This window comes from Rhizobium sp. CNPSo 3670, assembly GCF_057784555.1.
Window position 1 is genome coordinate 227,488 of the sequence record NZ_JBXSOL010000005.1, and the last position, 12,943, is coordinate 240,430.

At 62.1% G+C, this 12,943-nt stretch carries 9 protein-coding genes and 1 riboswitch; of the genes, 6 read left to right on the forward strand and 3 right to left on the reverse strand.

The annotated features are described in order from the left end of the window. Positions 1-4 precede the first annotated feature (4 nt). The 3 genes from AC13QO_RS07340 to AC13QO_RS07350 are packed head-to-tail and all read right to left on the reverse strand — an operon-like array spanning position 5 to position 4,566. On the reverse strand, positions 5-1,264 hold the full coding sequence (locus tag AC13QO_RS07340; protein ID WP_488540304.1) for a methyltransferase family protein: 1,260 nt from the start codon (positions 1,262-1,264) through the stop codon (positions 5-7). Between the two features lie 17 nt (positions 1,265-1,281). Then, positions 1,282-1,953: a tail fiber domain-containing protein gene (locus AC13QO_RS07345; protein ID WP_488540305.1), complete on the reverse strand. Its 672-nt coding sequence runs from the start codon at positions 1,951-1,953 to the stop codon at positions 1,282-1,284. Positions 1,954-1,977: 24 nt separating this feature from the next. Continuing rightward, positions 1,978-4,566 carry a caspase family protein gene (locus tag AC13QO_RS07350; protein ID WP_488540306.1) on the reverse strand — a complete coding sequence of 863 codons (2,589 nt, stop codon included), beginning with the start codon at positions 4,564-4,566 and terminating at the stop codon, positions 1,978-1,980. Between the two features lie 395 nt (positions 4,567-4,961). Further along, positions 4,962-5,073, forward strand: a riboswitch (guanidine-I (ykkC/yxkD leader). A 74-nt stretch (positions 5,074-5,147) separates the two neighbouring features. On the opposite strand from AC13QO_RS07350, the gene AC13QO_RS07355 reads away from it, so the two are divergent. Genes AC13QO_RS07355 through uca form a run of 6 tightly spaced genes read left to right on the forward strand, consistent with a single transcriptional unit; the run spans position 5,148 to position 12,940 of the window. After that, entirely contained in the window at positions 5,148-6,221 is a 1,074-nt protein-coding gene (locus tag AC13QO_RS07355; RefSeq protein WP_488540307.1) for a putative urea ABC transporter substrate-binding protein, read from the forward strand. Positions 6,222-6,279: 58 nt separating this feature from the next. Then, the gene (locus AC13QO_RS07360) at positions 6,280-7,098 is read left to right on the forward strand and encodes an ABC transporter permease (RefSeq protein ID WP_488540308.1); all 819 of its coding nucleotides are present in this window, start codon (positions 6,280-6,282) and stop codon (positions 7,096-7,098) included. Then, positions 7,095-7,919, forward strand: a complete 825-nt coding sequence (locus tag AC13QO_RS07365) for an ABC transporter ATP-binding protein (protein ID WP_488540309.1) — start codon at positions 7,095-7,097, stop codon at positions 7,917-7,919. The genes AC13QO_RS07360 and AC13QO_RS07365 overlap by 4 nt, the downstream gene beginning before the upstream one ends. Next, positions 7,916-8,737 (forward strand): urea amidolyase associated protein UAAP1, encoded by an 822-nt coding sequence (locus AC13QO_RS07370; protein ID WP_488540310.1) that lies wholly within the window; start codon positions 7,916-7,918, stop codon positions 8,735-8,737. The genes AC13QO_RS07365 and AC13QO_RS07370 overlap by 4 nt, the downstream gene beginning before the upstream one ends. Positions 8,738-8,747: 10 nt before the next feature. Beyond that, the gene (locus AC13QO_RS07375) at positions 8,748-9,398 is read left to right on the forward strand and encodes an urea amidolyase associated protein UAAP2 (RefSeq protein WP_085780962.1); all 651 of its coding nucleotides are present in this window, start codon (positions 8,748-8,750) and stop codon (positions 9,396-9,398) included. 2 nt (positions 9,399-9,400) lie between these two features. Continuing rightward, a complete protein-coding gene (uca, locus tag AC13QO_RS07380; RefSeq protein ID WP_488540311.1) occupies positions 9,401-12,940 on the forward strand; it encodes an urea carboxylase in 3,540 nt (1,179 codons plus the stop codon). Positions 12,941-12,943: the final 3 nt, after the last annotated feature.

Consider the following 12,943-nt stretch of genomic DNA (forward strand, 5'->3'; position numbering starts at 1 on the left):
AGCTTTAGGGCGCGAGTCTCAAGGCGAGATGCCTCTTCGCCGTCGCGAGAAGCCCACGCGCTGCGACGCTTTCGGCATATTCCCGATAGGCAGAATCCTTGCTCAGCATGCGCTCTTCGGCGCGGGCGCGCATAAGGTAGATCAGACTGACGATGGCCAGCATGCCCGCCCGCGCAAGCCCTTCCGCAAAGCCGCTGGCGATGAAGCTCGGGGCCGCAAAGAGCCACCAGGCGATGTTTTTCGAGAGATAGGCCGGATGTTTGATGAAGCGATAAGGCCCAGTCGTGATAATGCCACGGTGGGTGAGATTGGAAAATCGCGGGCCGAAGGCGATGGTGGCCCAGACATAAATCGCGGTACAGAATAGTGTCGCGAAGCTCCATAGAAAGAAGACGACCGATCCTTCTCTGATGACGATCTCCCAGCCCGGCCCTTCGCCATAAGGGACGAAGGCTTGCGAAATCATCGGAAAGAACGGTTCGTAGCAGATGAGGCAGACAAGCCAACCGAGTGCTGTCGTCTCCGTTGCCCTGACATGCCATCTGAAGAGTTTGAAAGTTGCAATATAGCCGCCGGCCGCAAGCACGACGTCGAAAAGAAATGCAAGTCGCATCAGGCCTTCGAACCAGGCCGCCGATAGCAGCGGGTACCCCCATGCCGGCTTCTCAGTGAGCTCCGCAAGACCTGTCATGCCGCCTGAGAACATGAGCACAAGAAAGAAGCATTTGATCACAACCAGCCGTAATGCGAACAGCACGTCCTCCTCGCGAAAATCCTGCATCAGCACCGCGCGCCCGACTTGGTGCAGGTAGTCATCGGGTTCCTCGGCAACGAGATCGGTGACCGTGACATAGAGAATCGTGGCGATGACCAGGGCGATTGAAATGGGGATGGTCGTGTGGCTGGCGTTGACCACCCATTTGACTGCGGAAGATTGCGTGAAAAAAGGAAAGACCGAGCAAGCAATGACGACTGCGCCAAGAAGCGCGGCTGTGCCAACCAGCTTGGTTCCGATGCGCAGCCAGAAGGCCGCGGAAGTATCGTGGCGCTTCTTTCGCGATAGCCACGCCCGATGCGCAGCCGGTAACCCGTCCGCGACGATCCACGCCAGGAGAAGACAGAATAGAGCGAGTGCCATCGCCATGCCAGGTTCAAGGTGGAGAGAGCTCGATAGCCCAATGCCGACAACACCTCCAAGAAGCGTGACCCCCTGGACGATGAGAGGGTTTCCCGTAGCGCTATCGCTGTCTCGCGGGACTGGCACGCGCTCGCTTTCCTCTATCACATGGCCGGCTGGACGGCGAGCCGCGGGCGAGAAACCGAACAACGTGTCCGCGCCGCCTGCGCCGTGAGTGCCATGGCTGCTTCGGCCATTAAGGAAGAGGGTTCCTCCGGCATCGAAATCATCGCAATGTCGAGCTGGTCATAGTCGACCATGTAATAACCCGATGCCGTGCCGATGACCGCCTCAGGTCTGATTGCCAGCAGGTCCTGCGCCATCGTGCCGACTAAACTGGGGCCGCCCCAGATGTATCTGAAAGCATAGACCGGTATGCCCCCAGCTGATGTGCCGAGCCTGTGAATATCGGTCTTCAGGCGGCGGTCAGACCACGAACCGCCGGTGGAACTCGACGAACTGCTCGAACTGGAGGAGCTACTTGAGCTGGAAGAACTGCTCGAACCCGAAGAGCCGCCGCCCATGCCCCCAGAACTAGAGTTTGAACTCGAACTGGAGTCATTGCCGGAACGGCCGAATGTGGAGTCACTGCTCCTTGCGGCCACTTTTCTGACTGTCGGCGTGGTTTTCTTGGCAGGAGTGGCGGCCCGGGCGGGCTCTTCGCTGGCGAACAGCGTCCTGCCGCCGGGGTCGAAGATGCAGCTTTGCAGAATTGCGCCTGAGCCTGCGAGAAATGTCGAGCACAGGAGAACACGGATGATGAGCTTGTTGTTCATGTAGGGCGCCCCCAGACCGCCGTTTCAGAAAAGATCGTATCTTGGATTCCGCTTTTCCCAGGTCGATTTGGCAAGCTTGACGAGCCTATCATCGAGCGACTTCGACTTGGGAATTGCCTTTTGCTCCTCAGCGGTCAGCTCGGCGGCAAAGGCGGCTTCCGCTTGCTTCTTTGCAGTGGCAGGCAGCCTCTTGAGTTCTGCCAGCGCTTGGTTCTTCGGATCGCCGCTGCCAGGCATGTTGATCGCGGTTGCCAGCGCGAAATAGCGGGCCGCGGTTGCAAGGTCGTAGGCATCCGCACCTTCTTCCTTCGCCAGCATGGCGCGGTCGAGTGCGCCCCAGTAGTCACCGCGCTCGGCGCCCATCTCCAGCCACTTCGCCGCTTCGGCCTTGTCCACGGCAACGCCAACTCCATCGCGGTACATGCGTCCAAGGTTTGTCGGAGCATAGGGCTGACCACCTGCTGCCGCGCGCGTAAAAAGCTCGATCGCTTTAGGAAGATCTTGCGGCGCGCCGTTTCCAAGTCGGTACACCAAGGCGAGATTATTGAGGGAATAGATATCATTTCGCTCAACGCCGGCCTCGTAAAAACGGATGCCGCGGCCTGGGTCGGCGGGGACGTTAATCCCGTTCAGGAAAATGTAACCGAGCTCGTTCATTGCGTAGGTGTGGCCGAGATCGGCGGCGTTCAGTATCAGCCGCAGTCCTTCTTGCTGGTTGGTTTTGGCGCCCCGGCCGTAATAGAGGGACTTGCCATAGCTGAGCAGGGCGAAGGGGTCGCCTTTTGCCGCGCCATCCTTCGCGATCTTGCTGGCCTTGGCGGCATCCCGCGGAACGGATGCGCCGAATTCGTAGAAGCTCGACAGTTCGTAGATCGCCCTGACATGGCCGGCATCCATCGCCTTCTTGATCGTCGCGAAGGCCGTCTTCGCGTCCCGGTTGGCAAGCTGGGCGCGGCCGAGCTGGTAAACGAAGCGGGCAACTTTGGGATAGGCCTTGACCGCATCATCGCAGGCAGGCAGCGCGACGGCGGGATTGATTTCATTCGGCAGCTTGCCTGCGGTGACGCCCTGCAGGTCGAGCGGTGCGGCGGCTGCGGTATCGCAGGCGTCAAGCGTCGGTTTGAAGGTGACGGTGGCGGGCTGCAGGTCGTCGTTGGCGGCTTGGAGGGTCAGCGCGAAAGACTGGTTTTCGGTGCCGATCTGCGGTTCGTAGGAAAGTGCCGGAATATCGGCTGCTTCAAGCACGTGACCGGGGCCGATCACCCGATCGCCGGCACGCAGTGTGCCCTTGTCGGGCAGGGCCGCGACTTTGAAGGTCATTCCCGCAGCCGATGCTGGTACTTCAGGCAGGCGGGCTTCGACGGGGCCGACGCCGATCGTCGTGTCGACGTCGCGCGGCAGCGCCTTCAGATAGGCACCGGCATCTGCAAGCCGCGCCTGCTTCTCCTGTTCGAGCTGGGCGAGCTTGGCGCCGGCACCGGCCGAGACGGTGATGGCGACGACGCCCTGCGTCGCCTGGCCATAGGGATCGCTGACCGTATAGCCGATCAGGCCGACCGTTCCGGCGGCAACGCCCGATGAATCATAGCTCAGCGCCGTCAGCGCCGCGGCCGGCAGCTTGGCGCCCTGCTCGACCGGCTTGCCGTCCAGACTGAGCTTGCCGGTCTGGGGAAGCTGGTTCAGGGTGACCAGCAGCGCGGAGCCGGTTTCGTCATGCGGCGGGGCGATCGGCAGCTTGGTCGCGGCTGCCCCCTCCGGTACGCTCACCTGCTGCATCGGCTCGACGCTCGGCGGCGGCGGCGCCGGGATGAAATAGAAGCTGTCCATCAGCGAGGAATTTTCCCAGGGGACCTGCTTGCCATTGGTCATGGCGATCACGTCGCGGCGCACATCAGTGAGGACCTGGCGGATTTCCTTGTTCGGCTCGCTGGCGCGTTTGATGAAGGATTCGGAATAGGGGCTGAGTGCCCCCTCGCCGTCGAGAGCGACCTGGCCCGGCTCCGTCGAGAAGGCAATCAGGCTGCCCAGATCGCTGTCGATGCGCGCCAGCCCGCGTGTCGCGCCAACCGGTTCCAGCTTTTCCGCCATCCAGAATTTTTGCGCATTGAACGGGTTGTTGCGGCAGGCATCGAGAAAGATCAGCTGCACGCGGGAATTCTGCTTGAGATGATTCAGGATGAGGTCGAGCGGCATGGTCTGCGTTTCGACGTCATAAGGTGTTTCCAGCGTGGCATCGACCGGCACGAGAAAATTCTGTCCGCCGACCTGGATGCCATGGCCGGAATAATAGATAAGGCCGGCCTCCGCATTATTGGCCGAGCGAAGGAAGCTGCGCACCGTATTCTCAAGCCCGATGCGGTCGACATTGATGCCGATCGTCACGTCGAAACCGGCCTTGCGCAGCGTGTTCGCGACTTCCTGGACGTCGTTTGCAGGATTGGGCAATGAGGGCAGCGTCTTATAAACGGAGTTGCCGACGATCAATGCAACCCGCCGGCCATCCTGGTCACCGGAGGCGGCGGCAGCGGGCTGTTCAAGCCCGAGAAAGACCAATGCCGTCAGGAAGATCAGCAGTATAGCCGCAAGGCGGTTCTTTCCGTGAAACTCGGGCATAGCTCCACCGCAGCTAGTACTGGTTGGATGATGTATTGACCGACCGAATAAAAATATTCCTGCGACTGTAAAAAAGCAAGTTGGGTGACTTCCAAGGCAATTGGAAGGGTTCCAAAAAATGTATCGTCAAGGGTCGACTCATAGTAAATCCCAACCACCGACGCTTATGTGATCGATGCAAGCAAAAACCCGTTCCGGCTCAGTCAAGGACAGAAACGGTGCCATGGCACCGGATGTGGCCGTGGAAAGAACCGACGTCGATGGGATGGCTTCGCGGATCGCTGCTCAAAAATTCAGCAAATGCCGCGAAGTGTACACAGTAACAGGCAACCAAGGAGCGGGGGCTAGAAAAATCAAAGGCTTATAAGCTGGCACACCTCTTGCAAAGAATATGCTGAGTTGGTGGCTAGGGTTCCGGCGCTTTTCTGAAGCGCGACTGGTCCGAGAGCCACCACCGGCGGAGGAGAAATCCCGCCGGGTGCACGGCGGGACAAAAGCCCGGGAGACCTCGTAAGCCAAGGGATTGGCGGCACGATGGTCTTTGCCGATCCCTTTTGAAGAAAAGCAGAAGGGGAATTTCAATGCAGACTTTTTCGAAGATCGTTTCGACCACAGCGCTGGCGGTGTCGCTGATGCTTGGGCTTGCTTCCGTCGCGGAGGCGGAACAGAAGAGCGAATTCAAGGTGGCCTGGTCCATCTATGTCGGCTGGATGCCCTGGGGCTACGCGGCCGACCACGGCATCGTCAAAAAATGGGCCGACAAATACGGCATCAAGATCGAGGTCACGCAGTTCAACGATTACGTGGAGTCGATGAACCAGTACACGGCAGGCGCCTTCGATGCGGTGACGCTGACCAACATGGATGGCCTGTCGATCCCGGCCGCCGGCGGCGTCGACACGACGGCCGTGATCGTCGGCGACTTTTCGAACGGCAATGACGCCGTGATCCTGAAGGACAAGGCGAGCCTTGCCGATATCAAGGGCCAGAACGTCAATCTCGTCGAGTTCTCCGTCTCGCACTATCTGCTCGCCCGCGCGCTCGAAAGCATCAAGCTGACGGAGCGCGACGTGAAGGTGGTCAACACATCGGATGCCGACATGGTCGCCGCCTATAAGACGCCTGACGTCTCTGCCGTCGTTACCTGGAACCCGCTGGTTTCCACCATCCTCGAAGATCCCTCGGCCAAGAAGGTTTTCGACAGCTCTGAAGTGCCGGGCGAAATCATCGACCTGATGGTCGCCAATAGCGGCGTGCTGAAAGACAATCCGAACTTCGGCAAGGCGCTTGCCGGCATCTGGTATGAGACGGCTGCCCTGCTGCGGGCAGATACCGCCGAGGGCAAGGCCGCCCGCGAGGCCATGGGCTCGGCGTCGGGCACCGATCTCGCCGGCTTCGAAGCCCAGCTTGCCGCCACCAAGCTCTTCGACAAGCCGGCCGATGCCGTTGCCTTCACCGCTTCGCCGAATCTGCCGAAGACCATGGATCTGGTGCGCAACTTCCTCTTCGAGAAGGGACTGCTCGGCAATGGCGCGCCATCCGCCGACGTTATCGGCATCGAAATGCCTGATGGTAAGGTGCTGGGCGATACTGGGAACGTGAAGCTGCGCTTCACCGAGGCCTATATGAAGGCCGCCGCCGACGGTTCGCTCTGATCGCAACGGGGGCGCGGTCTGCCCGCGCTTCCTCACCTTCATCAGCGGAGCATTTCCCATGCGTTGGATCAACACGAGGCCGAGCCGGGGCGCCCAGTTCGCCTTGACGATGCTGCCCTTCGTGCTGCTTGCCCTTGCCTATGCCTTCGGCTCGGCGGCGCGACTGGCTGACAACGCCAACGACAAGCTTCTGCCGAGCCTTGCCGGCTTTGCCGACGCGATCAACCGTCTGGCCTTCGTCGCCGACCCGCGTACCGGCGAGTTTCTGCTCTGGTCGGACACGGGCGCGAGCCTCGTCCGCCTGCTCTCCGGCCTCGGCATCTCGACGGCGATCGCGCTTGTTGTCGGCATGCTGATCGGCATGCTGCCTTATCTCAGAGCGCTGCTTTCCCCCTTCGTCGCCGTCATCTCCATGGTGCCGCCGCTGGCGCTGCTGCCGATCCTCTTCATCGTCATGGGGCTCGGCGAGACGTCGAAGATCGCCCTCATCGTCATCGGCGTCGCGCCGACGATGATCCGTGACCTGGCGTTGAAGGCGCTGGAATTGCCGCGTGAGCAGATCGTCAAGGCCGAGACGCTCGGCGGCTCCTCCTGGCAGATCGGACTGCGCGTCGTGCTGCCGCAAATCCTGCCGCGGCTGATCACCTGCCTCAGACTGCAGCTCGGCCCGGCCTGGCTGTTCCTGATCGCAGCCGAAGCGATCTCGTCGGATTCGGGTCTCGGTTATCGCATCTTCCTCGTCCGCCGCTACCTGTCGATGGATGTCATCTTCCCCTATGTCGTCTGGATCACCCTGCTTGCCGTGGTCATGAATGCCCTGCTCGATCGCCTGCGCATCGCCGTCTTCCCCTGGTCGGAGCTGGAGAAGCAGGCATGAGCGAACTGAAGATCGAAAGGGTCTGGAAGGAATATGGCGACCAGATCGTGCTCGAAAACGTGTCCTTGACCGTCGCCTCGCGTGCCTTCGTCGCCCTTGTCGGCCCTTCCGGCTGCGGCAAGACCACCTTCCTGCGCATGCTGCTCGGCCAGGAGCAGCCGACGAAAGGCAAGATCCTGCTCGATGGCGAGCCTCTGCCGCCGGAGCCCGGTCCGGACCGTGGCGTTGTCTTCCAGCGCTATTCCGTCTTTCCGCACCTGACGGTGCTCGGCAATGTGCTGCTCGGCAAGGAATTTTCCGCTGCGCGCCACAAGGCCAAGCTTTTCGGCGCGGCACGCCGCAATGCCATTGAGGATGCACGCGAACTGATCGCCCAGGTCGGGCTCGCCGGTTCGGAGAGCAAATATCCGGCGCAGCTTTCTGGCGGCATGCAGCAGCGCCTGGCGCTCGCCCAGGCGCTCATCATGAAGCCGAAGGTGCTGCTGCTCGATGAACCCTTCGGCGCGCTCGATCCTGGTATTCGGGCCGAAATCCACGCGCTGATGAAGCGGCTCTGGCACGAAACGCAGATGACCGTCGTGATGGTTACCCATGACATGCGCGAGGCCTTCACGCTCGCAAGCCGCGTCGTCGCCTTCGAACGCCGCCGCGACCGGCCGGAGGAGAAGGAGCGTTACGGCGCCACCATCACCAAGGATATTGCCATCTGGCCGCCGCGCCTGGCCGGCCAGCCGTCGATTTTCAGCCCCGACCGGGACGGCCCGGTCGCTTCCCTGGGGCATAGCCGGGACGGCCTGGCATCATCAGGAGAGACGCTATGATGCATGTGAGACGGTCCGCCGAAGAAATCGCCGCCAATCGCGCGCGCTACGAGGAGCATCAGAAGAAGGGTCTGGAATTCGCGCCCAAGGCCCTGCCCGGCCCAAGCCCGTTGCCGGCACCGGCCATCGATGCCGCCGCGATCATTCATCAGGAGATCATACCGGGCGGCTGGTACTGGTCGACGAAAGTCTCGCGCGGCGAGGCGATCCGAATCGACCAGGGCGAAGGAAATTCTACCGTGGCGCTCGTCGCCTGGAATGCCGAGGATACGAGCGAGCGGATCAATCTCGTCGACACGGCCAAGGTCCAGTGGACGACGGCGCTCGGCAAGGGGCGGGTGATCTTCTCCGATATGGGCCGCATCATGTTCTCGATGATCGAGGATAGTTCCGGCGCCCATGACTTACTGATGGGCGGCTCGACGGCCGCCTCGAATGCCGCGAAATATCCCGGCGAAAAAACGCGCAACACCCGCGACAATCTCATCCTCGTCGCAGTAAAGCTCGGCCTCGACAGGCGCGATATACCCGGCATCCTCAATCTCTTTGCACCGGTCCGCCTTGCCGAGGCCGGAGGTTTCGGCTGGCAGGGCAAGCGCTCCAACAGCGGCGATTATGTCGAACTGCGTGCGGAGATGGACATGCTGGTCGGCTTTTCCACCTGCCCGCATCCGCTTGACCCGGATCCGACCTACCAGCCGAAGCCCGTCGTCATCACCCGCTACAAGGCGGCAGTCCCGGCTGCCGATGATCTTTGCCGCGCGGCAACGGCCGAAGCCGTGCGCGGTTTCGAGAACAACGCCCTGATGCAGGCCTGAGGAGAAGACGATGTCCGATTTCATCCAGACCTCTCCTGCCCGTACTGTTCAGAATGCTGTGCAGGATCATTTCATTCCGGCCGAAGCCCCATGGTCCGGCGTGGTGCGCAAGGGCCAGACGATCCGCATCGAAGACAGTCTTGGCCAGCAGGCGATCGACACGCTCTTCTATCGTGCCGACGATTTCGCCGAGCGCTATTCCAATCAGGATACGATGCGCATGCAGGGCGCTGCCTATATCGGCATCGGCACGAAGATCATATCGAATGAAGGCAATGTGATGCTGACCATGACGGCTGACAGCTGCGGCCGCCATGACACGTCTGCCGGCGCCTGTTCCTGCGAGAGCAATACGGTGCGCTTCGGCCATGGCACGAAATACCTGCATGCCTGCCGCGACAACTTCGTCCTCGAGGTCAGCAAACACGGCATGGGCAAGCGCGACATCGTGCCCAACATCAATTTCTTCATGAACGTGCCGATCAAGCCGAATGGCGAGATGACCATCGTCGATGGTATTTCGGCGCCTGGCGACTATGTCGAACTCGTCGCGGAAATGGACGTGCTCTGCGTCATCTCCAATTGCCCGCAGATCAACAACCCCTGTAACGGCTTCGATCCGACCCCGATCCGGGTGCTGATCTGGGACGGCGAGGACTGAGCATGTTCAAGAAAGTCCTGATCGCCAACCGGGGCGAAATCGCCGTGCGGGTTATCAAGACGCTGCGACGGATGGGCATTGCCTCCGTCGCGGTCTATTCCGATGCCGACCGCTTCGCCAAGCCCGCTATGATGGCGGATGAGGCGATCCGTCTCGGGCCGGCGCCGGCCAGCGAAAGCTATTTGAATGTCGACGCCGTCATTGCCGCCTGCAAGGCGACGGGGGCCGAGGCGGTGCATCCGGGCTACGGCTTCCTGTCGGAAAATATCGGCTTTGCCGAGCGCCTTGCCACCGAAGGCATCACCTTCATCGGCCCACGGCCCGAGCACCTCTCTGCCTTTGGGCTGAAGCATACGGCCCGCGAACTCGCCAAGGCGAGCGGCGTGCCGCTGTTGCCCGGCACGAGCCTGCTTTCGAGCGCCGATGCAGCGCTCGCTGCGGCCGAAGAAATCGGCTATCCCGTGATGCTGAAAAGCACGGCCGGCGGCGGCGGCATCGGCATGCAGCTCTGTGCCGATGCCGAAAGCCTGAAGGCGTCCTTCGAAAGCGTGCAGCGTACGGCGCGGGCCAGCTTCGGCGATGCACGCGTCTATATCGAGCGTTTCGTAGCCGCGGCCCGGCATGTCGAAGTGCAAATCTTCGGCAACGGCCAAGGCAAGGTCATCGCGCTCGGCGAGCGCGACTGCTCGCTGCAGCGGCGAAACCAGAAGGTGGTCGAGGAAACTCCCGCCCCCGGACTTTCGGCCGCGACCCGCGCCCGCCTGCATAAGTCTGCCGTCGATCTCGGTGCTGTGGTCTCCTACGAATCCGCCGGCACCGTGGAATTCATCTACGATCCCCTGCGCGAAGAATTCTACTTCCTCGAGGTCAACACCCGCCTGCAGGTCGAACACCCCGTCACCGAAGCTGTGTTCGGCATCGATCTTGTCGAATGGATGATCCGTCAGGCGGCCGGCGAGGACGTGCTCTCGGGCGCCGAGGCCCTGCAGCCGAAGGGAGCGGCGATCGAGGTGCGTGTCTATGCCGAGATGCCGCATGCCGATTTCCGCCCGAGCGCCGGCCTGCTGACGGAGGTGTCCTTCCCGCAAGACGGGCGCATCGACGGCTGGATCGAGACCGGCACGGAGGTCACGCCCTTCTACGATCCGATGCTCGCCAAGGTGATCGTGTCAGCCGAGGACCGAACGGCGGCGATCGAAAAGCTAAAGTCGGCACTTGGCGAAACATCGATATCGGGCATCGAAACCAACCTCGACTATCTCAGGGCCATCGCCAGCTCCGAGCTTCTGGCGAGCGGCAAGGTGGCGACGACGGCGCTACGTGATTTTTCCTTCGTGCCCGATGTCATCGAGGTGATCGCGCCGGGCGCGCAATCAAGCATCCAGGAACTGCCGGGCCGGCTTGGACTCTGGCATGTCGGCGTGCCGCCGAGCGGGCCGATGGATGAGCGCTCGTTCCGCCACGCCAATCGACTCGTCGGCAATGGCGATATGGTCGCAGCACTGGAGCTGACCGTGTCCGGCCCGATGCTGAAATTCCATACCGATACGACGGTTGCCCTTGCCGGCGCCAGGATGGCGATGAGCATCGACGGCGTGAATCTGCCGCATGGCAATGCGGTGAACGTCCGCGCCGGCCAGGTCCTCGCAATCGGCAGCATCGATGGACCGGGGCAGAGGGCCTACCTCGCCGTGGCGGGCGGTTTTGCCGCTCCCGTCGTGCTCGGCTCGCGCGCCGCCTTCGGTCTCGGCCAGTTCGGCGGCAACGCCACCGGCACGCTGAAGACCGGCCATGTGCTGCATCTTGCCCGTCAGGTGGCGGCCGAAGTGCCGAAGCCGGCGACGGAGCCGGCAGAGCTGACGCGCGAATGGCAGGTCGGCGTCGTCTACGGCCCGCATGGCGCGCCTGATTTCTTCCAGGACGGCGATATCGAGACGCTGTTTTCGACGAGTTACGAGGTGCATTTCAATAGCGCCCGGACCGGCGTTCGGCTGATCGGTCCCGCGCCGAAATGGGCGCGCAGCGATGGCGGCGAGGCTGGCCTTCATCCCTCCAACCTTCATGACAATGCCTATGCAATCGGTGCCATCGATTTCACCGGCGACATGCCGATCATTCTAGGGCCTGATGGCCCGAGCCTCGGCGGCTTCGTCTGCCCGGCGGTGATCGCGCGCGACGAACAATGGAAGATGGGGCAGTTCAAGCCGGGCGATCGCATTCGCTTTCATCCTGCCACGCGACCGGAAGATCCGATTGCCGGTCCGGTCGTGCATCGGGTGAAGGAAGAGACGGGCTCGCCTGTTATCGGCAGGCGCGACGACGGCCCTGTTTCGGTCGTCTACCGCCGGCAGGGCGATGACAACCTGTTGGTCGAATACGGGCCGATGACCCTCGATATCGCCCTGCGGCTGAGGGTGCATCTGCTCATGCAGGCCGTCTCGCAGGCCCGTCTGCCCGGCATCGTCGATCTCACGCCTGGGATCCGTTCGCTGCAGATCCACTATGACGGCACGACGCTGACCCGCAAGCGCCTGCTCGGCCTGCTGGCCGAAATCGAAGCGAGCCTGCCGGCGGCCCAGGACGTCACCGTGCCGAGCCGCATCGTGCATCTGCCGCTTTCCTGGAACGACCCGGACGCGGAACTTGCCATGCGCAAATATCAGGAACTCGTACGGCCGAATGCGCCCTGGTGCCCCGATAACATCGAGTTCATCCGCCGCATCAACGGGCTGGCAGACGAACAGGCCGTGCGCGACGTCGTCTTCGATGCGAGCTACCTCGTGCTCGGCCTCGGCGACGTCTATCTCGGCGCACCGGTGGCGACCCCGGTCGATCCACGCCATCGGCTGGTGACGACCAAGTACAATCCCGCCCGCACCTGGACGCCTGAAAATGCCGTCGGCATCGGCGGGGCCTATATGTGCATCTACGGCATGGAAGGCCCCGGCGGCTACCAGCTCTTCGGGCGCACCATCCAGGTCTGGAATACCTGGCGCCAGACGCCGGTCTTTGCCAAGGGCAAGCCGTGGCTGCTCGACTTTTTCGATCAGATCCGCTTCTTCCCGGTCAGCCATCAGGAATTGGCGGAAGCCCGCAGCGCCTTTCCGCATGGCGGTTATCACGTCAAGATCGAGGAGACGGAATTTTCCTACGCCGCCTATGAGCAGGAATTGCAGGCGAATGCCGCCTCGATCGCGACCTTCAAGGCACGCCAGCAGGCCGCCTTCGATGCCGAACGCCGGCGCTGGAAGGAGGCGGGTCTCGACAGCTTCGTTACCGACGAAGGCACCGGCGAAAGCCCGGCCGGAGACATCCCTGAAGGCTGCTTCGGTGTTGCCAGTGCCGTGCCCGGCAATATCTGGAAACTGCTGGTCGAGCCGGGCGCACCGGTCGCGGCCGGCGACACGCTTGCCATCATCGAATCCATGAAAATGGAAATCAACGTCACCGCACATGCGCCAGGCCGTGTCCGCGACCTGCGCGCCGGGCCCGGACGAAACGTCAAAGCGGGCGATATCATTGTTGTTCTGGAGGAGTGCTGACCC

Coding starts and splice junctions, on each gene's coding strand:
- AC13QO_RS07345 (WP_488540305.1), bottom strand. CDS start 1,953: ATGAACAACAAGCTCATCATCCGTGTTCTCCTGTGCTCGACATTTCTC.
- AC13QO_RS07350 (WP_488540306.1), bottom strand. CDS start 4,566: ATGCCCGAGTTTCACGGAAAGAACCGCCTTGCGGCTATACTGCTGATC.
- AC13QO_RS07355 (WP_488540307.1), top strand. CDS start 5,148: ATGCAGACTTTTTCGAAGATCGTTTCGACCACAGCGCTGGCGGTGTCG.
- AC13QO_RS07360 (WP_488540308.1), top strand. CDS start 6,280: ATGCGTTGGATCAACACGAGGCCGAGCCGGGGCGCCCAGTTCGCCTTG.
- AC13QO_RS07365 (WP_488540309.1), top strand. CDS start 7,095: ATGAGCGAACTGAAGATCGAAAGGGTCTGGAAGGAATATGGCGACCAG.
- AC13QO_RS07370 (WP_488540310.1), top strand. CDS start 7,916: ATGATGCATGTGAGACGGTCCGCCGAAGAAATCGCCGCCAATCGCGCG.
- AC13QO_RS07375 (WP_085780962.1), top strand. CDS start 8,748: ATGTCCGATTTCATCCAGACCTCTCCTGCCCGTACTGTTCAGAATGCT.
- uca (WP_488540311.1), top strand. CDS start 9,401: ATGTTCAAGAAAGTCCTGATCGCCAACCGGGGCGAAATCGCCGTGCGG.